The following is a 25,555-nucleotide window of genomic DNA, read 5'->3' on the forward strand; positions in this document are numbered from 1 at the left end:
TCGCCCGGTATGATTCGGAAAGCCCGATTCCCTTTGCTTCGTGAAGGAGTGCCGCATGGCAGCCAAAGACACCACTGACGACCGCAAGCCGGACGATCAGGATTCAGAGGTCATGCTCGACATGAGCCAGACCGCGGTCAAGAAGATGATCGCCGAGGCAAAAGAGCGTGGGTACATCACCTATGACCAGCTGAACCAGGTCCTGCCCCCGGAACAGGTGTCTTCCGAGCAGATCGAGGACGTCATGTCGATGCTGTCCGAGATGGGCATCAACGTGATCGAGGACGACGAGGCCGACGACGACGACAAGGGCTCGACCGACGTGGTCGAAGCCTCGTCCAGCCGCGAAGTCACGGTGTCGTCCTCCGAGACCGAAAAGCTCGATCGCACCGACGATCCGGTGCGCATGTACCTGCGCGAGATGGGATCGGTCGAACTGCTGAGCCGCGAGGGCGAGATCGCCATCGCCAAGCGGATCGAGGCGGGCCGCAACACGATGATCGCGGGCCTGTGCGAAAGCCCGCTGACCTTCCAGGCGATCACGATCTGGCGGGACGAGCTTTTGTCCGAGGACATCCTTCTGCGCGATGTGATCGACCTTGAGGCCACGTTCGGCCGCGGCGTCGAAGGCGATGACGAGGACGGTGTCGCCGAGCCGGTCGTCGCCGGGCTCGAGGGCGCGGCAGAGCCCAAGCCGAAGTCTGAAGAGAGCGGCGAACAGCCGGAATACGACGCCGACGGCAACCCGATCCGCAGCGATGACGACGACGAGGATGACGAGCAGGCGAACATGTCGCTTGCCGCGATGGAGGCCGCGCTGAAACCGCGCGTGCTGGAAATTCTCGAACGCATCGCGAACGACTATGTCCACCTGTCCGAAATGCAGGACCTGCGGATGTCGGCGACGCTGAACGAGGACGGATCGTTCAGCCAGAAGGAAGAAGACGCCTACCAGTCGCTGCGCTCGGAAATCGTGGTGCTGGTGAACGAATTGCACCTGCACAACAACCGCATCGAGGCGCTGATCGACCAGCTTTACGGCATCAACCGCCGGATCATGTCGATCGACAGCTCGATGGTGAAGCTGGCTGACCAGGCTCGCATCAACCGCCGCGAATTCGTCGACGAATACCGGGGCGCAGAGCTTGATCCGAACTGGCTTGACCGGATGGCCGAAAAGCCGGGGCGCGGCTGGGCGGCTTTCCTTGAACGCTCGCGCGACAAGGTCGAGGAACTGCGCTCGGACATGGCTCAGGTCGGCCAGTATGTCGGCGTCGACATCAGCGAATTCCGCCGCATCGTCCAGCAGGTCCAGAAGGGCGAGAAAGAGGCGCGGCAGGCGAAGAAGGAAATGGTCGAGGCGAACCTGCGCCTCGTGATCTCGATTGCCAAGAAATACACCAACCGGGGTCTGCAGTTCCTTGACCTTATCCAGGAAGGCAACATCGGCCTGATGAAGGCCGTGGACAAGTTCGAGTATCGGCGCGGCTACAAGTTCTCGACCTACGCGACGTGGTGGATCCGGCAGGCGATCACCCGCTCCATTGCCGATCAGGCGCGCACGATCCGCATCCCGGTCCACATGATCGAGACGATCAACAAGCTGGTGCGCACCGGCCGCCAGATGCTGCACGAGATCGGCCGCGAACCCACGCCCGAGGAACTGGCCGAAAAGCTGCAGATGCCGCTGGAAAAGGTTCGCAAGGTGATGAAGATCGCCAAGGAACCGATTTCGCTGGAAACGCCCATCGGCGACGAGGAAGACAGCCAGCTTGGCGATTTCATCGAGGACAAGAACGCCGTCCTGCCGCTGGATTCCGCCATTCAGGAGAACCTGAAGGAAACGACGACGCGGGTTCTGGCCAGCCTCACCCCGCGCGAGGAGCGGGTTCTGCGGATGCGCTTTGGCATCGGCATGAACACCGACCACACGCTGGAAGAAGTCGGCCAGCAGTTCAGCGTCACTCGCGAACGCATCCGCCAGATCGAGGCGAAGGCGCTGCGCAAGCTCAAGCACCCGAGCCGGTCGAGGAAGCTGCGGAGTTTCCTGGATCAGTAGGGCAGGCGGATACGCTGCCAATGCGTGACGATAAGGCGGGACTTGTCCCGCCTTATCGGGCTTGTCGATCTGTTTCGTAGAGCTTCACTCGCTTGCTTTTCTGTACGCAATCGCGTACACTCATATTCATGAAGCACACCACCTCCACCGATCTGCGCAAGAACCTGTCCGCTCTTATGGACAAGGTGAACGAGGACCATGAGCCGCTGCTGGTGACCCGCGCCAATGGAAGGCCGGTGCTGATGATCTCGGTCGAGGATTACGATTCGCTCGACGAAACCGCCTATCTGATGTCGACCAAGGCCAACCGGGAGTCGTTGGCGCGGTCGCTCGAACAGGTCGAGGCGGGCCGGATCGTCACACCGACGATGGACGAGTTCGACGCGCCTGCGGGCGAATGAACGTCACGTTCACCGCCGAGGCGTGGGAGCAATTCCTGTATTGGCAGGGGCAGGACCAAAAACTGGCGCAGCGCATCGTCGCGCTCATCAAGGAATGCCAGCGCCATCCGTTCGAGGGCACCGGTAAGCCCGAGCCGCTGAGGGCCAGCCTTGCCGGGTACTGGTCGCGCCGGATCGACCGTGAACATCGACTGGTCTACCGTGTGACACCCGACGCCTTGCAGATCATTCAGTGCCGCTTTCACTATTGAGATCGGCCTCACTGTCCACCACCCAGAAACGGCGGCCCCTCATCCGGGCCGCCGTTTCGCGTTTGGCCGCACCGCCGCCGGATTGAACGACCGATTCCGCAATGTTGCCGCGTTTTCGGGGTTCATTCACCTTGAGCGATTCCGTGGACGGGCCTGCCCGTTCCGCCATTTGAAAGGTGACGATATCATGCGTGCGACAAGTGCGATCGCGTTGGCGGCCTGTGCCGCCCTTCCGCAGATGGCGGCCGCCAGCGACGGCGAGGTGTATGTCTACAGCTGCGTCAGCGACGGCGCCTACAGCTACACGGTCAACTTCGCCCCCGACGATCCCGGCTTTGTCGATGTCGACCGCTATCCGACGTCCAACCTCGACGTGGCAAGCGGGACCGAAGGCGACCTGGCCGATCAAGTCGGCGAATTGGCGGATGGTAGTGAGAACACGGCTCACTTCGTGTTGATGGCAGAGCCGTCCGATCCGATGTCCTTCGCCAGTTCCAGCGTCAACATCACCTTTAGCCATGACCTTTCGGCGGGCGTGATCGGTGCCACCGCCAACGGCAACGTGGCCAGCGACGGGGACGGAAACCGCACCACCATCGGCTGCGAGTTGACCACCACTGATGCCGCCTCGCGTCCCGCCGACCCCGTGATGATCGACACCGCAGGGCTGTCGTTCGGCGCCACGATCTTCGAGCAGCCCGATCCGAACAGTGCTGTTCTCTTGGTGACGGCCGAGGACAGCGGCATCCAGGTGATGATGGACACCGGCGTCGAGATGGACAATTTCCGGTGGTTCTTCGTGGATCACGCGGGCGTCAGTGGCTACCACTGGGGCGGCAACATGTGCGTGCCCGGTGCGATGGTCGAGGGCGCGCGCAGCTGCTAGCCCCGTTGCGGTGACGCACGGCTTGCGCCATCCTTGCGGACATGCAGACAGAATTCCGCATCCAGACGCAGGGCGCGGGCCTTGCCGAGTTCACGCAGGACGTGGCGCGCTGGCTGCCCGCGCAAGACGGGCTTCTGACTCTGTTCGTGCGCCACACCTCGTGCTCTCTGCTGATCCAGGAGAACGCCGATCCCGACGTGCAGCGCGACCTGGGCGCCTTTTTCGGTCGCCTTGTTCCGCCTGCCGACGATCCGGCGATGGCGTATCTGGCTCACCGCGCCGAGGGGCCAGACGACATGCCTGCCCATATCAAGGCCGCGATGATGCCGGTCAGCCTGTCGATCCCCGTGGCCGCCGGGCGCATGGCGCTTGGCACATGGCAGGGGATCTACCTGTTCGAACATCGCCGCCACCCGCATCTGCGGCGGGTGGCGGCACATCTGTCGGTCTGAGCCGGAATCGATCACGAAGGTCACTCTTCCTACCAACGTGCCCCCGGCCCGGCGCTGCTGATTCAGGATTGCGGCATCAGAAAAATCTCGCGCACGCCGTTGCGGGGATCGGCGTTCAGCGCGTGCAGGACCGCATCCGCCACGTCATCGGGGTGCAGCTTGTCGGGCTTGGCCTCGTCGAAGAAGGCGGTGTCGACCATGCCGGGCGCGATGACGGTGCAGCGCCCGCCCCAGTCGCGCATCTCGTCGGCCATGTTGCCTGCGTAGCCGTGGACGAACCATTTCGTCGCGCCGTAGATCGAGCCGGGGATGTGCCGCCGGCCCGCCGCGGAGCCGGTCATCACCAGATGTCCCTTGGCCGTCTTCAGCGCAGGCAGCGCGGCGCGCGCGGTATAAAGCACGCCCATGATGTTGATATCGACCAGCCTGCGCCATTCCTCGGGGTCGCCTTCCACCGTGCCGGGGGTGTCGAGGCCCTTGCCGGCGTTGGCAAACGCGGCATCGAGCCCGCCAAAGGCTTCGGTCGTCGCGGCCACCGCCTTTTCCAGATCGTCCAGCCGCGTGACGTCGCCCGGCAGCGCCAGCGCGCCCTCGCCAAGCTCTGCCGCTAGCGCCTCGATCTTGTCTTGCGACCGCGCGAACAGGGCGACGTTCCAGCCGTTCGCGGCTGCCGCCCGTGCCGTGGCCGCGCCGATCCCGCTGGAGGCTCCGGTGATGAAAAGTGTCTTGGTCATGCCTTTGGGGTTCCCATGCTTGTCTTGTGTCACGCGCTCAACGCGGCAGGTTTGCAATAGGGTCCGCGCATCATGTGGGGGCGTGATTTCCTCACTACCCAACGGGTCGCGGGTTCCCTATAGTGCCTGTGGACAGACTGGGACAGGGACCGAGGGAGAGCGGATGCGTTGCCCGTTTTGCGGAAATATCGACACGCAGGTCAAGGACTCCCGTCCTGCCGAGGATCACGTCGCCATCCGGCGGCGCCGGTTCTGCCCCGCCTGCGGAGGCCGGTTCACCACCTATGAACGCGTGCAGTTGCGCGACCTTGTCGTCATCAAGACGAACGGGCGCCGCGAGGATTTCGACCGCGACAAGCTGGAGCGTTCGGTGCGCATCTCGATGCAGAAACGCCCGGTCGAGCCGGAGCGTGTCGACCAGATGATTTCCGGCATCGTGCGGCGGCTTGAATCGATGGGCGAGACGGATATCCCGTCCAAGGTCATCGGCGAAATCGTGATGGAAAGCCTCGCCCGGATCGACACCGTGGCTTACGTCCGCTTTGCCAGCGTTTACAAGAACTTCCAGGCCGCCGACGACTTCGACAAGTTCGTCAGTGAGCTGCGTCCGCACACGCCCCCAGAAGACGTGTGACGGACGACCACGCGCGGCACATGCGCCACGCGCTTGCGTTGGCGGCGCGGGGGCTGGGCCGGGTCTGGCCGAACCCCGCGGTTGGCTGCGTTCTGATCCAAGGCGACCGCGTCGTCGGGCGCGGCTGGACACAAGCTGGCGGGCGCCCCCATGCCGAAGCCGTAGCGCTTGCCGCAGCCGGTGACGCGGCGCGCGGTGCAACCGCCTATGTCACGCTGGAACCCTGTTCCCACCACGGCCAGACCCCGCCCTGTGCATCGGCACTGGCGGAGGCCGGCGTGGCGCGTGTCGTGGTGGCCTTGGGCGATCCCGACAGCCGCGTAAACGGACGCGGGCTGGAGATGCTGCGCGACGCGGGCATCAAGGTTTTGACCGGCGTGCTGGAGGATGAGGCGCGCGCGCTTCAGGCAGGGTTCCTGTCGCGCGTGTCGCGGGGGCGGCCTTGGGTGACGCTCAAGCTGGCCGCCAGTTTCGACGGACGGATCGCCACGGCGACGGGGGAGAGCCGCTGGATCACCGGGCCCGAGGCGCGTCGACTGGTGCATCTGGAACGGGCCCGGAATGACGCGGTCCTGGTCGGCGGCGGCACGGCACGCGCGGATGACCCGGCGCTGACCGTGCGCGGTCTTGGCGTGGCGCATCAGCCGGTGCGGGTCGTCTGGTCGCGCAGGCTGGATCTGGCCGGGGCGCGGGCCCTGCACGCCACGGCGCGCGAGGTGCCGGTCTGGCTGTGCCACGGCAGCGGCGTCGATCCCGATGTTCGGGATCACTGGCAAGGCGCGGGTGCGCGGCTGATCGACGTGCCGACGGGCGGCGGGCGGCAGATCGACCCCGCGGCGGCGCTGGCCGCGATGGCCGAGGCGGGCCTGACCCGGGTGTTCTGCGAAGGCGGCGGATCACTGGCCGCGTCCTTGCTGGCCGCAGGGCTGGTGGACGAGTTGGTCGGCTTTACCGCAGGCGTTGCGCTCGGGGCGGAAGGTCAACCGTCGATCAGCGCGCTGGGCGTCGACCGGCTGGCCGAGGCGCCCCGGTTTCGGCTGGTCGAGACGCGGCGGGCGGGCGGCGACGCGATGCACCGCTGGCGCGCGGTCTAGCGCCAGAGCCAGCTTTGACTGGCAAGCAGACCCTGCAGCTTTGACACAAGTCGCGTCGCCGTGCCGGGTGCGGGGATGTCGCCCGTCGCCAGCCGCTCCACGATCACCTCGGGCGTGGTCGGCAGGCCGGTGACAGGGTCGCGGTAGCGCGGATAATCGATCAGTGCGGCGTGAACCAGCGCCGCCAGCGAGGGCCTTGCCTGCCGCCGCGCAGGCACCCGGCCAAGATCGCGCGTCAGGCCCCACCCGGCATAGAACGGCGTGCCAAGGCAGGTGACGGTTTTGCCCCGGATCAGCGCCTCGAACCCCAAGAGAGAGGTCAGCGTCCAGACTTCATCCACAGCACCGATCAGGGCCACGGGATCGCCCTGGCGCACGACGACATCGGCCAGTGTTTCGTCAGGCGCGCCGCCGCTTCGCAGTCCCGCCTCGACGTCTGGATGCGGCTTCCAGATCAGCACCGCGCCTGGGTTCTCCGCGCGCACCTGCGCCAGCAGCCCGGCGTTCGTGGTCACGTCCGAACAGCCGAGCCGGATCGACGCATCATCCTCGACCTGGCCGGGCACAAGGATGCGGTGACCTTGCGGCAGATCGGGCAACACCCCGCCGATGTTGTATTTTGTCACGCCGGTGTCGATGATCCGCGCGATCAGACGGTGCGCCCAATCCAGCCGCGCAGGCGGCAGATCGGCAGCTTCGGCCACCATTCGTTCCAGCCTGCTTTCGCGGGTCGGGTCGTAGTAGATCCCGAGGTCATCCAGCGCCAGCGACAGCGGCGGCACCAGCCGGGCGCCGAGCCCGCGAGAGCGCAGGAACCCGTCCTCGGCCCGGATCACGCGAATGTCCGATCGGTGAAAGTCGCCCGTCAGCTTGCCCGCCCAGACCACCAGATCGCGGCCCGTGGCGGCGGCTTGATCCCCAGCCTTGTCCACAGGATCGGTGAACGTGAGCGCGCCCTCGGTTCCAAGGAATTTCCGTAGCGGTTTCCGCTTCCAAAGGCGCATACCTGAGGCGACGTGGCCGCGCCGATCCTCGCGCCAGGCCCGCGTCTCGGCCTGCAACTGGGCGGTCGCGGTCTCGAAGTCGCAGAGCCGGTCCATGCAGGGATCGTACCATTTCGGATAGAGCAGCATCGCCCCTGCGAACAGTTGTGCGCGGGTCAGGCGGCGGGTGCGGCGGTGCGGTGGGTTGGTGTCCTCGGTCAGGCCCCACCCGGCATAGAACGGCTGACCCCAGACGCGGGGGCGGTGCCCGGCGAGGATCGCCTCGAACCCCAATTGCGAGGACACGGTGTAGACCGCGACCGCGCCTTCCAGCAGCGCCCAGGGCGAGACGGCATCAGAGATCAGCCGCACACGGCCCGTCTGATCGTCGGGGCCGAAATGCCCCTCGCGCTTTCCCGCCGCCGTCTCGGGGTGGACCTTGACCAGCACCGGCAATCCGGGGTGATCGGCCTGCGCCTCGACCAGCATCTCGCGGAACATCGCGTCGGTCGCGCCGGATGCAGTAACGGATGCATCGCCGCGCGTCTGGTCGATTACCAGCACGTAGGGCGCATCCGGCACCGGGGCGGCGGGATCGAAGGCGGTGTATTTCGACAGGTGCGCACTGCGCAGCCAGTCGATCCCGGCGCGGGCGCGGTCCAGAAGCGGCGTGTCGTCCAGCGGATGCGTGGCCAGCAGGGTTTCCAGATCGGACGGCGCGCGCCCGTCGAAATGCACGCCCGTGCTGTCGAGCGTCAGGCCAAGGGCAGGGCGCCCGCCCGTGCGCCCCGGATGGACGGACCGCAAAAAGGCGTCCTCGACCCGCAGCACCTGCGCGCCGCGCCGGTCGGCCACGGCCTCGCCCCGCCCTGCCGTGGGGCTTTGCCCCCAGACGCCGACCCAGCCGCCTTCGGGCGGGGCGCCCAGCGTCACCTGCCAGCCTGCCAGCCGCAGGATGCGGCGCACGCGCGCTTGCGTCAGGAAGCCGCCGCTGTAGACGAACAAAGGCCGAGGCGTTTCCGCCCCGGCCTGTGGTCCTTCGGGATCGACCATCCGGCCTACTGCGCGATGTTCGACACGTTCCCGGCCGCGGACAGCGTGCCGGTCACGGCCGACAACACCTTGGAGAACTGGGTGAACGGCGCTTCGGTGACATAGACGGTGTCGCCGTCGCGGATCACGAAGTCGCGGGCCAGGAACACGCCGTTGGGCTCGGTCAGGTCCAGCACATAGACCATGCGCTGCGCGCCCTGCAGATCGGTGCGGGCGAGCACCTGGTTGGCGATCTCGGGCGGCTCGTTGCGGAAGACGAACACGCCGGTGGGATCGGCCGCGTTGGAGTTCAGGCCGCCGACCTGGGCGATGGCCTCGATGGCGCTGATCGTCTGGGTCTCGAACGGCACGCGGTTCTGCGTTCCGGTTGCACCCAGCGCGGTGAAGGACCGGCTGTCTTCCTTGACAAGGATGCGGTCGCCGCCGCGCAGGGCGATGTCGAATTGCGGATGCTCGTAGAGATCCTGATACCAGACGGTTTCCTGACGCGCGCCGCGGGAAATCTGCACTTGCGCAATGGAGGGATCGACCACCACACCGCCCGCGCGGGCCAGCATCGCCGACAGCGTGCGGGTCGGGCGTTCGATGGCGTAGATCCCCTGGCCGCCGACAGCGCCAGAGACGGACACGGTCGAGCCGTCGCCAGCAAGGCGGCGCACAAGGACTTGCGGATCGGGAGTCTGTTCAGCCAGCCGTTCAGTGATGAGACGGCGGATTTCGTCGGGCGAGTTGCCCGCCGCGCGGATGCGGCCCGCGTAAGGCACGAAGATGAAGCCCGCGCCGTCGACCTGCACCTCGTCCAGCACGGTGGCGTTGACGCCCTGGCTGGCCAGAAGGCCATCGTCGACGTTCTCGTAGATCGTCAGGCCAAGGGTGTCGCCCGGACGGATCGTGTCAGATCCCAGCACGCCCGCGCCCAGGAACGCCTGGCTGAAGCCGAAGGCGGGGATCACGGCGGTGGCGCGGGTCACGCGGTCGTTCACTGTGACGACGAACGAATCGCCCTCGCGCTGCACCGAGCCGGAGTAGATTTCGCGCTTCGTGGGCCCGGAACGCGGAAGCCCACAACTTGCGGCGGTTGCCACAAGCAGAAACACGGCTAGCGTCCTCGCCCATCGCGATGACTGGATTTTCACTGCTCGGTCTCCTCGTTTCGGGAGTTCTGCCTCAATTTTTCTTTGCAAGGTATCGAAATCCCGCGAAAAAGGCTAGCGGGCAATTTCGGGGCGCCTCACTTCACCACGCGCAACTGTTGCCTTGGAGCCGCTGTGCCCCGCCGCAGCGCGTCATAGGGATCGTCGACCGCCAGCATCAGGTCGACCACTTGCCGCAGCAGTTGCCGCCGACCGCGCGCCGAATAGAACCCGCCCGAGATCTGCGATGTCTCCAGCAGGAAATGGCGATAGTCGCGGTAGGCGGCGTTGTCGGGCCGGGTCGGGCGGGCGAAAAACTCGGGCAGTGTCTGGACCGAAACGAACTCGGGCTTGGCATAGACCGCCGCGCCGAACACCCTGAGCGGAAGTCCGCGCCACAGCGCCTGCTGCGCCGCTGTCGAGTTCACCGTGACCGCGCTGCGGGCATGATCGAGAAGCTGCGCCAGCTTGCCGCCGCGCACGAAATGCACGCGGTCCGCGACGCCCTTTTCGGCTGCGATGCGCCGGATGTCGCGCCGGATCGGCGCGCGCCCGTCCTCAAGAGGGTGGGCCTTGAAGATCAGGTGATGATGCCGCGCCGCGCCGCGCGCGAAGCCGTCAATCACCAGTTCCAGGAATTCGGTCATCCGGGTGAACGGGCTGTGCGCCTGAAAGCTGGCGTCGTGTTCCAGTTGCAGCAGCGCCAGATGATATGGAAAGCCTTCGGACTTGATCCGCCACGTCGCGGCGACCCGGTCGATCCACAAAAGCGGCATCAGCAGCAGGCGGCGCAGGTAAAGGCGGAACTCCTGCCGGACGCTCAGCGTGCGATGGCCGCGAAACTGCCGGTAGCGGCGGTTCGCCAGCATCAGGAAGCCGTGATAGACCGCACCGTACCAGATGTGTTGGCGCATGTCGCCCCAATGGGCGGGTGCCTCGGGGATGTCGAGTTGCGCCTGTGCCAGCGTCTCGCGCATCTGCGTGACGGACAGATCCATCAGCCGCGAATTGCCGTTCGATCCGCCGCGTTCGTACGTCACCCAATAGGGGCGCAGATAGCCTTCTTCAAAGACGTGGATGGCAAGACCAAGCGAACGCGCCGCCTCGATGGCGTCTGCATGCACGGCGCGGGTGTCGCCGTAGAGCACGATGTCGGTGATGGCCTTGTCCCGCACCAGATCGGCAAAGCGCGCGGGCCAATCGGCTGGAGCACCTGCATAGGCGATATAGCTCGACCGGTCGGGCCAGAATGCCGCGTCTCCCGCGTTGAAGCCCACGCGCCAGACCGTTGCCCCCGCCGCCCGGAGCATCCGGCTCAGGCGATAGAAGAACGGGCCATGTGGCCCCTGCAGGAACAGAAATTGCCTGTTCGACGGATCGTTCATACCCAGCCCCATAGTTCGGCAATATGCCGCTGACGCGCCGGAAATGCGACGCAGCCCGGCTCATTACGCAACGTCAATGCGGCATGATTAGGGCAACGGCGCACAGACGCCGCGCGACCTCGCAGCATGTCCCCAGACTTGCGCAAGGCCCTGGGCGGGGCTAGGTCAGGCGAAACGCAAGGATTGCCCATGTTCACAGGCATCATCACCGATATCGGCGAAGTTCTGGAAACCGAGAAACGCGGCGACCTGCGCGCGCGCATCGGCACCGGTTATGACATCGGCGGCATCGACATCGGCGCCTCCATCGCCTGCGACGGTGTCTGCCTGACGGTGATCGCATTGGGCGAAGCGCCGCGCCCGTGGTTCGACGTGGAGATTTCGGCCGAAACGGTGTCGAAGACGAACATCGGCGCGATGGGCTGGGCGGCGGGCACGCGGCTCAACCTCGAACGCGCGCTGAAGGTCGGGGACGAGCTGGGCGGGCACATCGTGTCGGGTCACATCGACGGCGTGGCCGAGGTGATCGGCGTGACCCCCGACGGTGACAGCACCCGCGTGATATTCCGCGCGCCCGAGGCGCTGGCGCGCTTCATCGCGCCGAAGGGATCGGTCGCTCTCAATGGCACGTCGCTGACCGTGAACGAGGTCGAGGGACGCGATTTCGGCATCAACTTCATCCCGCACACCCAGACGGCGACGACATGGGGCAGGGTGAAGGTCGGCGACGCGATCAACCTCGAGATCGACACGCTGGCGCGCTACGTCGCGCGGCTGCAGGACTGGGCATGATGGCGGGCCTTGGCCACAACAACGGCCCCACGCTGGAGGGGGGCACGGCTTGGCGGCGCCATGCGTGGCAACGGGCCCGCGCCGAGTTGCTGCCGAAACTTCCGCTCGAGGTCATTCGCCTGCGGGTGACGCGAGCCAAGGAGCTTGGCCTCGACTACCGCAGCTATGCCAGCCTGCGCGCCTCGACGGGCCGCGATGTCATCGCCTTCCTGTTCTCGTCAAACGCCCTGCGCGTCGCCCGCGATGGCCGCCCCGCGACCGGCCGCGCCGCGCGTCTGCACGCCATCCACGCCTGCGGACGCCTTGCGCTGGTCCAGCCGCCGCTGCCGCCCGAACGCCTGATTGCCGCCACCGACGGCCTGATCGAGCGCGCCGACCGCGCGCCCGGTCTTGCCGACACATGGCGCGCCGCCCGCACCCGGATCGAGACGCTGACCCGCGGCATCCCGGCGGACGGAATCGTCGTCATCGGGGACACCGCGCTGGAACGCGACTGGTGCACCGCCGCACGCCTTGGGGGCTTTCTGCCCTCGGACCGCTATTTCCAAGGAGACTCCGCATGAACGAGGCCACGTCGAGCGCCTATGAAGACCCCGGCCCGGTCGAGCGCGACTGGTCCGACGCGATCTCGTCGGTCGAGGAGATCATCGAGGACGCGCGCAACGGCCGGATGTTCATCCTCGTCGATCACGAGGACCGCGAGAACGAGGGTGATCTTGTCATCCCCGCGCAGATGGCGACGCCCGATGCGATCAACTTCATGGCGACCCACGGGCGCGGGCTGATCTGCCTGTCGCTGCCGGGCCATCGCATCGACGCTCTGGGCCTGCCGCTGATGGCCTCGCAGAACTCCTCGCGCCACGAGACCGCGTTCACCGTGTCCATCGAGGCGCGCGAGGGCGTGACGACCGGCATCTCGGCCCATGACCGCGCGCGCACCGTGTCGGTGGCGATCGACCCCACCAAGGGCGCGCAGGACATCGCCACCCCCGGACACGTCTTTCCGCTGCGCGCGAAAGAGGGCGGCGTGCTGGTGCGCGCGGGCCATACCGAGGCGGCGGTCGACATCTCGCGGCTGGCGGGGCTGAACCCCGCGGGCGTGATCTGCGAGATCATGAAGGAAGACGGCGAGATGGCGCGCCTGCCCGATCTCGTGGCCTTCGCGCAGCGCCACGGGCTGAAGATCGGCACGATCAGCGACCTGATCGCCTACCGCCGCCGCCACGACAACCTTGTGAAGATCACCACAGAACGCACCATCACCAGCGAGTTCGGCGGCGACTGGACACTGCGCATCTACACCGACGAAACCCACGGCTCGGAACACATCGTGCTGATCAAGGGCGATGTCGACGGCGGCGGGCCGGTGACGGTGCGGATGCACGCGATGGACCCCCTGATGGATGTCGTCGGTCTTGGCCCGGCGGGCCGAACGGGCGAATTCGGCGCGGCGATGCGCCTGATCGCCGAGGAAGGGCGCGGCGTTCTGGTGCTGCTGCGCGATACCCATTCCAAGATGGTGTCCGATGACAGCGTGTCGCCGCAGATCCTGCGGCAATACGGGCTGGGTGCTCAGATCCTGTCCTCGCTGGGGCTGTCCGAACTGATCCTGCTGACCAACTCGCCGACGCCCAAGGTCGTGGGCCTCGAAGGCTACGGCCTGTCGATCGTCGGCACCCGCAAGATCCCGCTGGAGTGACCGCCATGGCCGGAACCGAGACGCACTACACCCTGCCGCTGCCCGCCTTCGACCGCCCGGTAAAGGCGCTGATCGTGGTCGCGCCCTATTACCGCGACATCGCCGACGACCTGATCGCGGGTGCGGTGGCAACGCTAGAGGCGGCGGGCGCTTCGCATGAGACGGTCGAAGTGCCGGGCGCGCTGGAAATCCCCTCCGCCATCGCGCTGGCGCACCGGTTGTCGAACTTCGACGCCTATGTCGCGCTTGGCTGTGTGATCCGCGGCGAGACGACGCATTACGAGACGGTGTGCAACGACAGCAGCCGCGCGCTCACGCTGCTGGGGCTGCAGGGCTGCGCCATCGGCAATGGCATCCTGACGGTCGAGACCCGCGATCAGGCAGTGGTGCGCGCCGCGCCCGGCGATCAGGACAAGGGTGGCGGCGCGGCGGCGGCGGCCTTGCATCTGGTCGCGCTGTCGCGCAAATGGGGCCGCCAGACCCGCGGCGTCGGCTTCAAGCCGTCAGAGACCTACCAGATCGCGGGTGATCCCGAAGGACCGACCACCGCATGACTGACACCAAGGCCCCCACATCGCGCCAGATGCGCTCTGCCGCGCGGCTTTACGCCGTGCAGGCGCTGTTCCAGATGGAGCATTCGGGCCAATCGGCCGACGCGGTCCTGCGCGAGTTCGAGGATCACCGCCTCGGCGCGCGCTACGGCGACGACGAATACGCCGAAGGTGACCTCGACCTGTTCCGCAGGCTCGTGGGCTCGGCCGTGAACTGGCAGGGCACTATCGACCAGGCTACGGACCGCGCCTTGGTCGAGAAATGGCCGATCGCCCGTATCGACCCGACGCTGCGGGCGCTGTTCCGCGCCGCGGGCGCCGAGCTGCGCGACGGCGAAGCGCCGCCAAAGGTGGTGATCTCGGAATTCGTGGACGTGGCCAAGGCGTTCTTCCCCGACGGGCGCGAGCCGAAATTCGTGAACGCCGTGCTCGACCACATGGCGCGAGAGATGCGGCCCGAGGCGTTCTGAACCGGTTTCCCCGCGCTTCGCGCGGGGACCGAGCCGGGGGGCTTTGCCCCCCGGACCCCCCAGAGGTATTTCCGGACCAAAGATGATCAGCGCGGCGCCTTTTCCATCTTTGGTCGCGAAATACTCGGGAGAGCGCGAGAGGGAACGTCTCGCACGCCGAGTAGCGGGCTCAATGCCCGCAAGCGGCGTTCCCCCGGATCACCGGCAAGTGCATTAAGCCTCTGGCGTGACGATGCCGTAGTCGCGCAATTCGTCCTGGACGAGAATGTAGATCTCGCCGGGAGGCGTGGCGAGGGAATGGCGCATCAGGCGCAGGTCGATGCCCATGTCATCGAGATACTCCACAACCTCGGCCTGGCCGCGCTGGATGCTTTCCACTGCCATGAAGGCGGGAAGCACGGTGCTCTCTCCGAAATAATGCTGGTGCACGCCGACAAATGCGTCCGGAGCGACGCGGCGCACGGCGCCCCCCGACAGGATGTAGGGGCAGGCGGACAGGCAGACCGCCCCGGCGACAAGCTCCGTTGCGATGCCCGCCTCGCGGATCGCGCGGCCGATTGTCAGCGCGTCGGCTACTGATCCGCCCGGGCTGTCCAGCCGCAGCGCCGTGACTTCCTCTTGCAGCGCCAGCCAGTCCGTGAAGCGCTCGGCATCGCCGGGCGCGATCTGGCCCCATATCTCGAATCCCTCTGCCGCACCGCCGTCGAACTGCAGCCGCGACGGCATCTCGCGGCTGGCGGGCACGCCGGTGCGGGACGGGTCCGCGGGCAGGGTGGGCCGATCGGCGGGATCGTAGCGGCGGGTCTGGTCGCCGGGGCGCACGGTTTCGGTCAGGCGCGGCGCATCGGGGCCGGGGACAAGACGCGGCAACAGGCTGCCGACATCGCCCGCCACGAGGATCGCGGCGATGCCGAGCTGCACCGCGAGGATCGCCTTGATCGCGCCTCCCGCGCTGATGCGGTCAGCGATCGCCATCGCCTGCGGCCTTCAGCTTGGCGACACTGGCGGGGCTTGCGGCGCCGCTATCGAGGTGTTTCGGCTCGTGTCCCAGCGCCGCCTCGACATCACGGATTGCGGTCAGGGCGGCGCGCAGTTCCGCCATCGTCAGCGTGTTCTCGGGCCCGACATGGCCGCGCCCGGACCGGATCGCAGCCTGGGTGATCGCGACGATGAAGACAAGGACCGCCGGCAGCAGGTCGATGGCGATGGCGCCCGCCCAGCTGGGCACGAAGTTGCGCGCATAGAGGATCACCGCATCCGCCGCGGAGATCGGCGTATAGGTGATGTCCTGCGGCGCCTCCATCGCCATCACGTCCTGCGCGGCGGATTGCAGCGTGGCGGCGCGGGCGGACAGCGCCTCGAGCACCGAGGCGAGCGTGGCGTCCTGCGCCGCGCGGATATCGGACTGGCCGCTGAACTCCGGCAGGATCACCGAGGCCGAGAGGTCAGCGGCGGCGCGGTCGACAAGGGGTGCGACGGACAACTGGCGCAACTCGGTGATGATCCCGGCGAGGCGCACGGTTTCCTCGGAGAACGCGACAGAGCGCGCCTCGACCGGGCCGGGTTCCACCGTCAGCGACCGCATCCGGCTGAGGATCGCGTTGCCCTCGTCAAAGGCGGTCTCGACGGCGGGGCCTTGCGCCGCGATCTGGGCCTCGAGCGCGGCCAATTCCTCGGACTTCTGGCGGAGCACGCGGAACACCGCGCCGCGCCCCGCAAGGCCCGACAGGTTGCCGGTCGCCTCCTGCTCCGACAGGTCCTCGAACCCCTGGCGCACGCGGGCGACGTCGCGTTCAAGCCCCTGCGCTGTCACGGCGATGGTATGGGCACGCTCCAGCGAGCCCTGATAGTCCTGTACGGTGCGCGCAAGGTGCTGTTCCACCGCTGCCGAACCCGCCAGGGCGGCGGCGTTCAGCCAGGATGACATCGCGATGATCGCCAGCGATCCCAGCGCCATCGTCGCCGCAAGGCCCATCCGTGCGCCCGCCGTACGGACCGCGGGGAACAGGCGCATCAGGTAGGACCAGAACACGAAGATGCCGACCGAAACCGCGATGGAATAGGCCATCGCAGCGAACACCGACAGCGCGCCGGTGTCGTCCAGCAGCGACGAGACGCCGAGGTATGTGTAGATGCCCGACGCGACCGCCAGCACCGCCAGCGCGGCCGAGGTGAAGCTGTCGAGCCAGCCGAGATGACCCTCGAGCTCTTGCGCATAGCGCACGCCTTGCGCCTCTTCGCGCGTCAGTCTGGTGTCGTCGGACATGGCACTCTCCCCCGGGGCATTCGTGGGAACATGGTATCGCCGCGCGCCGCTTCCAAGGAAAGGGCCCTGCGGCCGGGCGGTTCCCCGCCACCCGGGAAATAACGCCTTGGCGGCCTTCCCGCTCACACTAATGTCAGCAGAAAGGGGAAAACCGATGCCGGATCTCGTGAGACTCTACCTTCGGCAGACCTTGACCGGATTCGGGGTGTCGGCGCTGTTTGTCGCCGCGCTTCTGGTGCTGGATGTCGCCGGGCTTGGATCGCTCGTGGCGCGCAGCGCCGATGGCCCGCTCGCGGTCGGCCTAGTGTGGCTGTTCAACGGAATCGTGTTCTCGGGCGTGCAGTTCGGCATCGCGGTGATGTCCATGGCCGAGCGCGAAGGCCCCCCGCGCAATGGCGGTTCCCGGCTGGGCGTGCCCGTTCCGGTGCGTGTGGACAGCGGTGTGGAGGTGCGGCGGGACCACCACTAACGTTGAGGCAACTAATTCCCGAGAGCCTGTGTGAACAGGTGGGCGCCAGGTAACGAAGCCAGGACCTCGCCAGAGCCAGCTCCCTCGAGAGTGATTAAGGCCACTGGAATTTGACCTCGTCACGGGAAGGGCAGTGCCCGCCACCCCGCTACCTAAGCCGCGCGGGGACGTCCGGCAAGGGGGCACGCGACAGCGGCCGCGCGCGGGGCTTGCATTTTGTTCACGTATTGTTCATCTTTGCCTCATGCCCGATGACCTGTCACGTCCGCAGCCCCGTCCCGGCCAGCTTCTGGCGCGGGGGGTGTGCCGCCACCTTCTCAGCCATGACTTCGTTACGGTCGAGGAACTGACCCCAGCGCCGGGCTTGCGGGTCGATGTGATGGCGCTTGGGCCGAAGGGCGAGATCTGGGTGGTCGAGTGCAAGTCGAGCCGCGCCGATTTCATGTCGGACGGCAAATGGCAGGGCTATCTTGAATGGTGCGACCGATATTTCTGGGCGGTCGACGATGCCTTTCCGGTCGACCTGTTGCCGGACGGGACCGGGCTTATCATTGCCGATGCCTATGACGCCGAGATCCTGCGCATGGCGCCCGAGCACAAGCTGGCCGCGCCGCGCCGCAAGGTGATGGTGCAGAAATTCGCCCGCCACGCCGCGCTGCGCTGGCAGGCGGCGCGCGATCCGGACGGCGCCGTGTGGGACGGGTTGGCGTAGGCCGCCCTACTTGCGCGCCGGCATCTTGCGCGCGATCGCGGCGGCGGCGCGGATTTCCTCGGCGATTTCCTCGGCCTCTTCCGGATCGAAATCCAAGGGCAGGTCGATGCCGCCATCCGCCTCGACATAGATGCGCACCATGCCTTCGGTCGTCGGGCCGATCTGCAGATTGGCCGAGACGTCGCTTTGCTTGTTGATGCTCATGTCAGACCCCTTGACGTTTGCCGAGGTGAGTTAGACGGTCATACCCGCCTGCACAAGGGGAAGGCCATGACCGACTTTGCGGCGGGCGCCTTGCCCGACATCCTGCTGCGCGACCTTGAGACGGGCGATGCGGGCTGGTTGATCCAGCGCCACGCCGAGCTGTATGCCCGCGACGAAGGCTTTGACCAGAGCTTCGAGGCGCTGGTGGCCGAGATCCTTGCCGACTTCATCCGCAACCGCCGCCCGCAGGAACGGGCCTGGATCGCGGTGCGGGACGGGCAGCGGCTGGGGTCGGTGTTCTGCGTGCGGCAGGACGACGAGACGGCCAAACTGCGGCTGTTCCTGCTGGAACCCGAGGCGCGTGGGCAGGGGCTTGGTCGCAGGTTGCTGGAGGCCTGCATCGACCATGCGCGCGCCCAGGGCTTTCGCAAGCTGGTGCTGTGGACCCACGCGTCGCACCGGGCCGCCTGCGCGCTCTACGCGGCGCGCGGCTTCGTTCTGACCGCATCGACGGCCAAGGTGTCGTTCGGCGTGCCGGTGGTCGAACAAAGCTGGGAACTTGCGCTCTGAGGGTCTTGCATTCGCAGGGGCAGGGCGCTATCCCGCCCGCCAGTGCCGCCTTAGCTCAGTTGGTTAGAGCGCTGGATTGTGGATCCAGAGGTCCCCTGTTCAAGCCAGGGAGGCGGTACCATCAAATCGATCGTCCACCGCAGAACAAACTTCTGGCTCCGGACATTTGTCTCGGAGTTATCTCGTAACAAGGATGGCCTAGCTTTTCTCCAGGCGATCACAGGCGCGTGAACGTCTCGGCATCAATCGGGTCACTAGCGGTACCACAGCGTGGCTCCGCGAGAGCTTTTGAAACGCCCGCCGCCGAGGTCATAGTAGGTGCTACAGATCGCCTGTCCGTTGTTGCTGCTGCGATACTGGCTGCAGATCGCATTTCCATTGATCCACCAGCGTCCCTCGTCGGTCGGTTGATTGTTGACCCCTGTTACTATCACTCCGTTGGCATGGAAGCGCGCCATCTTTACCGTGGTCTCGCCATCAATCTGAAAGTAGAAACGGTGACCCGCAATTCGGGACTGAAGATCGGCTGCGGTCATTGCCCTTGTCGCACCGGTCGAGCCTTGCGGAGCCGCGGCTGAAATCGTGCTACAGGTCGTCTGACCGCCGGGGGTTTCCCGGATCGTTGTGTCGAACCTGCCCGGCGGGGCCTTGCAAAAGCTCCAGTTCACGGTTCCGGTTGCGCTGAGGGACCCGATCCGACCCGGCTTGATGCCGTGTGGGACTTCGCAGGGATATCTCTGTTGCGCACGGGATCGGCAGTTGAGTTGGTCATTGTATAGGACGACCACGAAGGTCCCGCAGCCGTTGTACAACTCGGCGACGCCATGCGCCTGGTTGCGCAGCGAGAGGCACGCCTGAGCGGCGCTGGCATTCAGGGCGGTCAAAACGAGGACCGCTGCCCAAAGGATCGAATTGTGCATCGTGGCTCGCAAGAAGCCCTCACATTTCTTAAGCGTCAGGCCGGCCTCGCTGGAGGACGCACAAGCTGCCATGGGAAATAAGCCATCTCGCGCGGTCCGGACGTCAAGAAAATTCTGTCTGCTGGAATGGTCGAAAGTACCTCAGCCCGTGAAACCGGGGAGGCCTCAGGTCGATATCGCGCGACGAGGTGGGTGGCGCGCCATCGTTGCGCGAAGGGATCAGGAGTTGCGGGCCTGCATCGACCATGCCCGGACCGGGCGCTATCCCGCCCGCCAGTGCCGCCTTAGCTCAGTTGGTTAGAGCGCTGGATTGTGGACCCAGAGGTCCCCTGTTCAAGCCAGGGAGGCGGTACCATCAGACAGCTTGAAACCGCATCGATCTGAAGTTGTCGCTGGTGCGGGCGCGGCAATGGCCTAAGCTGAGCCATAGGGGTCGCACGGGCCCACACATGCCCACACCGGCCCACAGGAGATATCAATCGAATGAGCGTGTTCAGAGCGATCTATTCCTCGCGCCCCTTCGGGTTCGACACGGCGATCCTCAGCGGGATCCTTCTGGATGCGCGGCGCCTGAACGACCGCGACGGCATCACCGGGGCGCTGATCTGCCGGAACGACATCTATCTTCAGCTTCTGGAAGGCCCCGAGGACAAGGTGTGCGACGCGCTCGAGCGGATCAAGCGTGACGACCGCCATGTCGAGGTGACGCTGCACGTCGCGGAGACCGTCACGGGACGGATGTTCGGCGAATGGGCGATGCTGCATGATCCGGCTGTTACGTGGATCTGGTCGCCCGAAGACATCGACGCAGGTGCCGCCGAACGGGCGACACCGGAGGAGATCACCGGCTTCTTCACCCGGCTGCGCGATCAGCACATCGTCGGCAGCGCGGGCTGACAGGCGGCGCGGCTAGTCTGCGGTGTCCAGCGCGATCCGCTGGCGCAAGGTTCCGGTGGCCGCGTCATAGACCAGCGCCTCATCGCCGGTGGTGGTGACAAGATACCAGCCCGGCCCGTAGGTGACCGACAGGGCCTGCACGCCGTCAGGCAAGGTGATCTGGTCCGGCAGCGGTGCGGCCTGGGTCCCGGACGGAAACCGCGTCAGGAACAACACGATCAGCACCAGCATTCCGCCGATCATCGTTGCGGTCAGCACGGTGACAAGGATACGCAAGAACCTCAAGTTCGGGTGCCAGCCCTGATCCTTAGGAGTGTCGTCCATGTCCCAGCGCCTTTTCGTCGAGATCGGGGAAAACCCGCCTGACCGGCTCGATAAGGCATTGGCGCTCTACGTTCCAGAGGCGGCGGCGCTCAGCCGGTCGCGCCTGTCGCGGCTGATCGCGGGCGGGGCGGTGACGCGGGACGGGGCTGCCGTGACCGATCAGAAGGCCCGCGTGACCGAAGGCGAGGTGTATCTGATCGACGTTCCCGAGGCGACCGAGACCGAGACGCTGCCCGAAGCGATCCCGCTGGACGTGGTGTTCGAGGACGACGACCTGATCGTCGTGAACAAGGCGCCCGGCATGGTCGTGCACCCCGCGCCGGGCACGCCTGTCGGCACGCTGGTCAATGCGCTGATGGCCCATTGCGGCGACACGCTGTCGGGCGTGGGCGGCGAAAAGCGCCCCGGCATCGTGCACCGCATCGACAAGGACACCAGCGGACTGCTGGTCGCCGCCAAGACCGACCGGGCCCATCACGGGCTTGCGGCCCAGTTCGAGGACCACAGCGCCGAGCGCAGCTATCTCGCGGTCTGCTACGGCGTGCCCGAACAGACCGACCCGCGTCTCAAGGGCGTGCGCGGCGTGTCGTTCGAGCCGTCCGGCGTCATCAAGATCACCACGCAGCTGGCGCGCCACAAGACCGACCGCCAGAAGCAGGCGGTGATGTTCCAGGGCGGGCGGCACGCGATCACCCGTGCCCGCGTGCTGGACCGCTTTGGCGCGCCGTCCGCGCTGGCGCTGCTGGAATGCCGGCTGGAAACCGGGCGCACCCACCAGATCCGGGTGCACATGGCCCATGCCGGGCACGGGCTGGTCGGTGATCCGGTCTATGGCGGGCGGCGCAAGCTGTCGGACCGGGCGTTCTCGGCCGAGGGGATCGCCGCCGTGGCCGAGTTCCGGCGGCAGGCGCTGCATGCCGCGACGCTGGGTTTCGTGCACCCCGGCACCGGCGAGGCGCTGAGCTTCGATGCGCCGATGCCCCCCGACATGCAGGCGCTTCTGGACGCGCTGAGCTAGAACCGGCCCCGGATCAGCAGCCACAGGCACAGCGCGGTCTCGGCAAGCAGCGGGACAAGGTAGGCCGGTTCGATCGCGGTATGCAGGTGCGGTGCAATCAACCGCAGCAGGCTGCCCGCCAGATACACCAGCCCCGACGCGCCGATGCCGTAGGCAATCAGGCGCGGAACACCGGCGCGCGCCAGAAGCACCATCATGAAAAGTGAGTTGATCCCGAAGAAGATCAGCCCGACTTCGTATCCGGTGCCGTGCATCGCGAACAGCGTCTGCGCGGTGTCGGGGGCGTCCGGCGCGGCAACGGGGACACCGGCCAGCAGGATCAGGCTGGCGCCGATCAACCCGGCCTGCATCAGGCGGAACACCATCGCGGCAAGTGCAAGGCCTTCGCCGTGCGGGCGCAGCAATCGAAAGAACAACAGCGCCACGGTGATGTCCGCAGTCGCCATCACGGCGTCGGCCAGCAGGCTGGCACGGAACACTGGCAGATTGTCCAGCACCGCCCGGGCCGTGGCATCCGGATCGCCGGGAAAGAACAGCCCGGCGCGCGCGAAGCCTTCGGCCCAGACGCCGCACAGGATGATGACAAGATAGGCCGCGCCGGTCAGGCGCACGGGGCCGGTGGCTGTTGAAGGGAAAGATCTGTGTGCAGGCATGTCGCGTCTCCGGGAAAGGTTGGGATGGCGGGTCATAACCCATGCATTTCCCCGCGCGAATTCCCTGAATCCGTATCTTTGTCATGCATTCATGCATGGGCTGCGACAGTTGCGCGCGCGGTCGTGGCGGAACTTGCGTCGCTGGCACACGTTTCCACGGTGACACGAGCGTGTGAGACCAGATGTCACCACTTTCGCGGCGACGGATGCGGCTTCATGCTGCGTTAGGGAAATGACGTTAGCGCAACCTTGAACGGGGACGCGGCACTCTCTACATCATGTTCACCCCGTTAACATCGGGGCGGAGAAGGGGCGATATGGCAAATTATGGAAATCTTCCGGCACCGTCGCCGGAACAGGGGCTGAACCGGTACCTGCAGGAAATCCGGAAGTTTCCGATGCTTGAACCGGAAGAGGAATACATGCTGGCCAAGCGCTGGGTGGACCACGAGGACACCGGCGCTGCGCACAAGCTTGTCACCTCTCACCTGCGTCTCGCGGCCAAGATCGCGATGGGGTATCGCGGCTACGGCCTGCCACAGGCCGAAGTCATCTCCGAGGCGAACGTCGGCCTGATGCAGGCGGTCAAGCGCTTTGATCCCGAACGCGGCTTCCGCCTTGCGACCTATGCGATGTGGTGGATTCGTGCCTCGATCCAGGAATACATCCTGCGGTCCTGGAGCCTTGTGAAGCTGGGCACCACCAGCGCGCAGAAAAAGCTGTTCTTCAACCTACGCAAGGCCAAGGCCCGCATCGGCGCGCTGGAAGAGGGCGACATGCGCCCCGAGAACGTGGCGCGCATCGCCACCGACCTTGGCGTGACCGAGGACGAGGTGATCTCGATGAACCGCCGCATGTCGGGGGGCGATGCTTCGCTGAACGCGATGATCGGGTCCGACAGCGACAGCGCGACCGAATGGCAGGACTGGCTTGAGGATACCGACGCCGACCAGGCGATGCAGTACGAGGAGAAGGACGAACTGACCTTCCGCCGCGAACTGATGGCCGAAGCGATGGAGGTGCTGAACGACCGTGAGAAGGACATTCTTGTCCAGCGGCGTCTGCAGGACCAGCCGATCACGCTGGAAGACCTGTCCGGCCAGTATGATGTCAGCCGCGAACGCATCCGCCAGATCGAGGTGCGCGCCTTCGAGAAGCTGCAACAGCGGATGCAGGAACTGGCCCGTGAAAAGGGTTCGATGGAAAGCGCCTGAGGCTACTGGTCCAGTACGAGGTCCAGCGCCTCCCACAACAGGTCCACGTCGGCGTCCTCATCCCCGCGCAGGAGGACGGCGACGGCGGGTAGTTCGGGCAGCGCCATCGCGAAGGTCGAGTATCCCAGATCGCCGCCCGCATGGCTAAGGACCGTGCCATATCCCGGCTCGTCCGACACATCTATGCCCATGCCATACCCCTCGCCGACCGGGTCCTGCAGCATCCGCGCCAGTTGTACCGGCGGCAACACGCTGCGGTCGATGAACAGCGCGCGGAACGTGGCGGCCACGTCCTCGGCCGGGGCGACCAGCCCACCATCGCCAAAGCCAGGAAAGGCATAGAGCGCGCTGACGTCCCGGCCCTCTGATATCCCCGCGGCATCCTCTGGTCGCGGCGGCGCTAGGCCAATGACGCCGCTGCGATCTGCGCCGACAGGTGCCAGCACCAAGGCGCGCAACGCGTCGTCCATCGTCTGGCCGGTGATCCGCTCAAGGACCAGCTGCGCCAGAAGGTAGTTGGTGTTGGAATAGTCGTATCCCGTCCCCGGCGCGAACTCGGATGGCTCGCCATAGGCGAATTCCAGGGCCTCAAGGATCGTCCAGCCGTCCGGGCGCGCGATCCACGCCTCGGTGAAGGCATCGTCCAGATAATCCGGCACGCCGCTTGTCATGGCAAGCATCTGCGCGGTGGTGACGCCGTTCAGCCCGCCAAGACCCGAGACGACATCAAGAGGCAAAAGCGGTGCAGCGGGTGCATCAAGGTCGATCCGTCCCGCGCCTTCCAGCCGCAGGAGGGCGGCGGCGACGAAGGGCTTGGTGACAGAGGCCAGAAGAAAGCGATCGCTGGCGACGGTCTGGCGCCCGCCGGGGCGCAAGGGGCCGGTGGCCAACGTTTCGGTCCCCTCGGGCGTCCAGATCAGGATCACCTGCGCGGCGCTGCCGTCGATGTCGTCGCGCAAAGGGTCAAGCGGTGCCGCGCGGGCAGGCAGGGCAAGGCCCAAGGCGAGGGCAAGCGTAAGAAGCGGGCGCATGGTGGGTGTCCTTGGCTGGTTGTCGCATTACTACCACCGGCGCGCCCGCAAGGGACATCAGGAATACGGGTTCTTCGGCCCGCGATCCGTGGACAGCGATTGCTGCCGTGCCGTCACCAGATCCTCGATGGCGTCGGCCAGATGCACCTCGAGGATGTTGCGATCCCCTGCTGCCACGCGTTTGCGATGTGCGCCGATCATCACGTCGGCATGGGTGCAGCCCACCGGCGGTTCGAACTTGTAGCAGGCCAGCTCGATCAGCAGACCCAGCGGGTCCTTGAAATAGATCGAATCCATGAAGCCCCGGTCCTTGAGGCCGGAATGGGCGATGCCGCGCGCATCAAGCCGCTTGATGATCTGCATGTGCGTCGCACGGCTGACGTTGAAGGCGATGTGATGTACGCAGCCGGGGTCCATCGGCGTGCGGCTGTGCACGGCCTTGCGCGTCTCGTTGGTGAAGATCGTGATAAGCCGTCCGTCGCCGGGATCGAAATACAGATGCCCCTCGTCGGGGTCATCGAGGTTGGGCTGGTCGAAGATGAACGGCATCCCCAGCACGCCCTCCCAGAAGTCGATCGAGGTCTGCCGGTCCGCGCCGGTCAGCGTGATGTGGTGCACGCCCTGAACCTGTAGTTTCTGCATGATGTCCTGTCCTTCCTGACTGCGTTCGCCTGCTAGATAGTCTGCCGCACGGTTGACC

29 protein-coding genes, 2 tRNA genes and 1 other RNA gene are annotated in these 25,555 nt (G+C 66.3%); 19 read left to right on the forward strand and 13 right to left on the reverse strand.

Annotation, left to right across the window (positions count from 1 at the left end; genetic code table 11):
- Positions 1–55: 55 nt before the first annotated feature.
- From rpoD to KTJ87_RS10530, 5 genes are all read left to right on the forward strand, one after another.
- On the forward strand, positions 56–2,059 hold the full coding sequence (gene rpoD, locus KTJ87_RS10510; protein ID WP_267139073.1) for an RNA polymerase sigma factor RpoD: 2,004 nt from the start codon (positions 56–58) through the stop codon (positions 2,057–2,059).
- A 128-nt stretch (positions 2,060–2,187) separates the two neighbouring features.
- Positions 2,188–2,460 carry a type II toxin-antitoxin system Phd/YefM family antitoxin gene (locus KTJ87_RS10515; RefSeq protein WP_267139074.1) on the forward strand — a complete coding sequence of 91 codons (273 nt, stop codon included), beginning with the start codon at positions 2,188–2,190 and terminating at the stop codon, positions 2,458–2,460.
- On the forward strand, positions 2,457–2,711 hold the full coding sequence (locus KTJ87_RS10520; RefSeq protein ID WP_267139075.1) for a Txe/YoeB family addiction module toxin: 255 nt from the start codon (positions 2,457–2,459) through the stop codon (positions 2,709–2,711). The genes KTJ87_RS10515 and KTJ87_RS10520 overlap by 4 nt, the downstream gene beginning before the upstream one ends.
- 187 nt (positions 2,712–2,898) lie before the next feature.
- Positions 2,899–3,597, forward strand: a complete 699-nt coding sequence (locus KTJ87_RS10525; protein ID WP_267139076.1) for a hypothetical protein — start codon at positions 2,899–2,901, stop codon at positions 3,595–3,597.
- A 41-nt stretch (positions 3,598–3,638) separates the two neighbouring features.
- Positions 3,639–4,049 (forward strand): secondary thiamine-phosphate synthase enzyme YjbQ, encoded by a 411-nt coding sequence (locus KTJ87_RS10530; protein WP_267139077.1) that lies wholly within the window; start codon positions 3,639–3,641, stop codon positions 4,047–4,049.
- A gap of 62 nt (positions 4,050–4,111) precedes the next feature.
- Here the strand turns inward: KTJ87_RS10530 and KTJ87_RS10535 are convergent, their stop codons facing one another.
- Positions 4,112–4,783 (reverse strand): SDR family oxidoreductase, encoded by a 672-nt coding sequence (locus tag KTJ87_RS10535; RefSeq protein ID WP_267139078.1) that lies wholly within the window; start codon positions 4,781–4,783, stop codon positions 4,112–4,114.
- Between the two features lie 163 nt (positions 4,784–4,946).
- Here KTJ87_RS10535 and nrdR point away from each other — a divergent pair, with 163 nt between their 5' ends.
- A complete protein-coding gene (gene nrdR / locus KTJ87_RS10540; RefSeq protein WP_267139079.1) occupies positions 4,947–5,417 on the forward strand; it encodes a transcriptional regulator NrdR in 471 nt (156 codons plus the stop codon).
- Entirely contained in the window at positions 5,414–6,511 is a 1,098-nt protein-coding gene (gene ribD, locus KTJ87_RS10545; RefSeq protein ID WP_267139080.1) for a bifunctional diaminohydroxyphosphoribosylaminopyrimidine deaminase/5-amino-6-(5-phosphoribosylamino)uracil reductase RibD, read from the forward strand. The genes nrdR and ribD overlap by 4 nt, the downstream gene beginning before the upstream one ends.
- Here the strand turns inward: ribD and KTJ87_RS10550 are convergent.
- From KTJ87_RS10550 to KTJ87_RS10560, 3 genes are all read right to left on the reverse strand, one after another.
- Positions 6,508–8,547, reverse strand: coding sequence for a capsular polysaccharide biosynthesis protein (locus tag KTJ87_RS10550; protein ID WP_267139081.1), 2,040 nt, complete (start codon positions 8,545–8,547; stop codon positions 6,508–6,510). The genes ribD and KTJ87_RS10550 overlap by 4 nt on opposite strands.
- A 5-nt stretch (positions 8,548–8,552) precedes the next feature.
- Positions 8,553–9,683, reverse strand: coding sequence for a polysaccharide biosynthesis/export family protein (locus KTJ87_RS10555; protein WP_267139082.1), 1,131 nt, complete (start codon positions 9,681–9,683; stop codon positions 8,553–8,555).
- A gap of 95 nt (positions 9,684–9,778) precedes the next feature.
- Positions 9,779–11,065, reverse strand: a complete 1,287-nt coding sequence (locus KTJ87_RS10560; protein WP_267139083.1) for a capsule biosynthesis protein — start codon at positions 11,063–11,065, stop codon at positions 9,779–9,781.
- 189 nt (positions 11,066–11,254) lie between these two features.
- Here KTJ87_RS10560 and KTJ87_RS10565 point away from each other — a divergent pair, with 189 nt between their 5' ends.
- Genes KTJ87_RS10565 through nusB form a run of 5 tightly spaced genes read left to right on the forward strand, consistent with a single transcriptional unit; the run spans position 11,255 to position 14,577 of the window.
- Complete coding sequence (locus tag KTJ87_RS10565; RefSeq protein WP_267139084.1) at positions 11,255–11,857, forward strand: riboflavin synthase; 603 nt, start codon at positions 11,255–11,257, stop codon at positions 11,855–11,857.
- Positions 11,854–12,420, forward strand: a complete 567-nt coding sequence (locus KTJ87_RS10570) for a hypothetical protein (protein ID WP_267139085.1) — start codon at positions 11,854–11,856, stop codon at positions 12,418–12,420. The genes KTJ87_RS10565 and KTJ87_RS10570 overlap by 4 nt, the downstream gene beginning before the upstream one ends.
- Complete coding sequence (ribB, locus tag KTJ87_RS10575) at positions 12,417–13,556, forward strand: 3,4-dihydroxy-2-butanone-4-phosphate synthase (RefSeq protein ID WP_267139086.1); 1,140 nt, start codon at positions 12,417–12,419, stop codon at positions 13,554–13,556. The genes KTJ87_RS10570 and ribB overlap by 4 nt, the downstream gene beginning before the upstream one ends.
- Before the next feature lie 5 nt (positions 13,557–13,561).
- A complete protein-coding gene (locus KTJ87_RS10580; protein ID WP_267139087.1) occupies positions 13,562–14,110 on the forward strand; it encodes a 6,7-dimethyl-8-ribityllumazine synthase in 549 nt (182 codons plus the stop codon).
- The gene (gene nusB, locus KTJ87_RS10585) at positions 14,107–14,577 is read left to right on the forward strand and encodes a transcription antitermination factor NusB (RefSeq protein WP_267139088.1); all 471 of its coding nucleotides are present in this window, start codon (positions 14,107–14,109) and stop codon (positions 14,575–14,577) included. The genes KTJ87_RS10580 and nusB overlap by 4 nt, the downstream gene beginning before the upstream one ends.
- 213 nt (positions 14,578–14,790) lie before the next feature.
- Here nusB and KTJ87_RS10590 read toward each other — a convergent pair whose 3' ends face one another.
- From KTJ87_RS10590 to ssrS, 3 genes are all read right to left on the reverse strand, one after another.
- Positions 14,791–15,552 (reverse strand): COG3904 family protein, encoded by a 762-nt coding sequence (locus tag KTJ87_RS10590; protein ID WP_267139089.1) that lies wholly within the window; start codon positions 15,550–15,552, stop codon positions 14,791–14,793.
- Positions 15,539–16,843, reverse strand: coding sequence for a hypothetical protein (locus KTJ87_RS10595; protein ID WP_267139090.1), 1,305 nt, complete (start codon positions 16,841–16,843; stop codon positions 15,539–15,541). Before KTJ87_RS10595 ends, KTJ87_RS10590 begins: the two co-directional genes overlap by 14 nt.
- 452 nt (positions 16,844–17,295) lie before the next feature.
- A non-coding RNA gene (gene ssrS / locus KTJ87_RS18185) (6S RNA) lies at positions 17,296–17,452 on the reverse strand.
- Between the two features lie 104 nt (positions 17,453–17,556).
- Between ssrS and KTJ87_RS10605 the strand changes: the two genes are divergently transcribed.
- Positions 17,557–18,024 carry an MmcB family DNA repair protein gene (locus KTJ87_RS10605; protein WP_267139092.1) on the forward strand — a complete coding sequence of 156 codons (468 nt, stop codon included), beginning with the start codon at positions 17,557–17,559 and terminating at the stop codon, positions 18,022–18,024.
- 6 nt (positions 18,025–18,030) lie between these two features.
- Here KTJ87_RS10605 and KTJ87_RS10610 read toward each other — a convergent pair whose 3' ends face one another.
- Positions 18,031–18,228, reverse strand: a complete 198-nt coding sequence (locus KTJ87_RS10610) for a DUF6324 family protein (RefSeq protein WP_267139093.1) — start codon at positions 18,226–18,228, stop codon at positions 18,031–18,033.
- A gap of 66 nt (positions 18,229–18,294) precedes the next feature.
- Between KTJ87_RS10610 and KTJ87_RS10615 the strand changes: the two genes are divergently transcribed.
- Complete coding sequence (locus tag KTJ87_RS10615) at positions 18,295–18,798, forward strand: GNAT family N-acetyltransferase (RefSeq protein ID WP_267139094.1); 504 nt, start codon at positions 18,295–18,297, stop codon at positions 18,796–18,798.
- 44 nt (positions 18,799–18,842) lie between these two features.
- A tRNA-His gene (locus KTJ87_RS10620) sits at positions 18,843–18,919 on the forward strand.
- 133 nt (positions 18,920–19,052) lie between these two features.
- On the opposite strand, the gene KTJ87_RS10625 is transcribed toward KTJ87_RS10620, so the two are convergent.
- A complete protein-coding gene (locus tag KTJ87_RS10625; RefSeq protein ID WP_267139095.1) occupies positions 19,053–19,718 on the reverse strand; it encodes a hypothetical protein in 666 nt (221 codons plus the stop codon).
- Positions 19,719–19,996: 278 nt separating this feature from the next.
- Here KTJ87_RS10625 and KTJ87_RS10630 point away from each other — a divergent pair.
- Together KTJ87_RS10630 and KTJ87_RS10635 are read left to right on the forward strand one after the other, a co-directional pair.
- Positions 19,997–20,073, forward strand: a tRNA-His gene (locus KTJ87_RS10630).
- A 128-nt stretch (positions 20,074–20,201) separates the two neighbouring features.
- Positions 20,202–20,615 carry a BLUF domain-containing protein gene (locus tag KTJ87_RS10635; protein WP_267139096.1) on the forward strand — a complete coding sequence of 138 codons (414 nt, stop codon included), beginning with the start codon at positions 20,202–20,204 and terminating at the stop codon, positions 20,613–20,615.
- A 12-nt stretch (positions 20,616–20,627) separates the two neighbouring features.
- On the opposite strand, the gene KTJ87_RS10640 is transcribed toward KTJ87_RS10635, so the two are convergent.
- Positions 20,628–20,939 (reverse strand): DUF6476 family protein, encoded by a 312-nt coding sequence (locus tag KTJ87_RS10640; RefSeq protein WP_267139097.1) that lies wholly within the window; start codon positions 20,937–20,939, stop codon positions 20,628–20,630.
- Between KTJ87_RS10640 and KTJ87_RS10645 the strand changes: the two genes are divergently transcribed.
- Positions 20,938–21,957 (forward strand): RluA family pseudouridine synthase, encoded by a 1,020-nt coding sequence (locus KTJ87_RS10645; protein ID WP_267139098.1) that lies wholly within the window; start codon positions 20,938–20,940, stop codon positions 21,955–21,957. The genes KTJ87_RS10640 and KTJ87_RS10645 overlap by 2 nt on opposite strands.
- On the opposite strand, the gene KTJ87_RS10650 is transcribed toward KTJ87_RS10645, so the two are convergent.
- Entirely contained in the window at positions 21,954–22,610 is a 657-nt protein-coding gene (locus KTJ87_RS10650; RefSeq protein ID WP_267139099.1) for a DUF4386 domain-containing protein, read from the reverse strand. The genes KTJ87_RS10645 and KTJ87_RS10650 overlap by 4 nt on opposite strands.
- A 317-nt stretch (positions 22,611–22,927) precedes the next feature.
- On the opposite strand from KTJ87_RS10650, the gene rpoH reads away from it, so the two are divergent.
- Positions 22,928–23,824 (forward strand): RNA polymerase sigma factor RpoH, encoded by an 897-nt coding sequence (rpoH, locus tag KTJ87_RS10655; protein WP_267139100.1) that lies wholly within the window; start codon positions 22,928–22,930, stop codon positions 23,822–23,824.
- 2 nt (positions 23,825–23,826) lie between these two features.
- On the opposite strand, the gene KTJ87_RS10660 is transcribed toward rpoH, so the two are convergent.
- Positions 23,827–24,855: a serine hydrolase domain-containing protein gene (locus tag KTJ87_RS10660; protein WP_267139101.1), complete on the reverse strand. Its 1,029-nt coding sequence runs from the start codon at positions 24,853–24,855 to the stop codon at positions 23,827–23,829.
- Positions 24,856–24,912: 57 nt separating this feature from the next.
- Complete coding sequence (locus tag KTJ87_RS10665) at positions 24,913–25,497, reverse strand: VOC family protein (RefSeq protein WP_267139102.1); 585 nt, start codon at positions 25,495–25,497, stop codon at positions 24,913–24,915.
- Between the last annotated feature and the right edge of the window lie 58 nt (positions 25,498–25,555).

Source organism: Anianabacter salinae (assembly GCF_019061145.1).
Lineage (GTDB): Bacteria > Pseudomonadota > Alphaproteobacteria > Rhodobacterales > Rhodobacteraceae > Anianibacter > Anianibacter salinarum.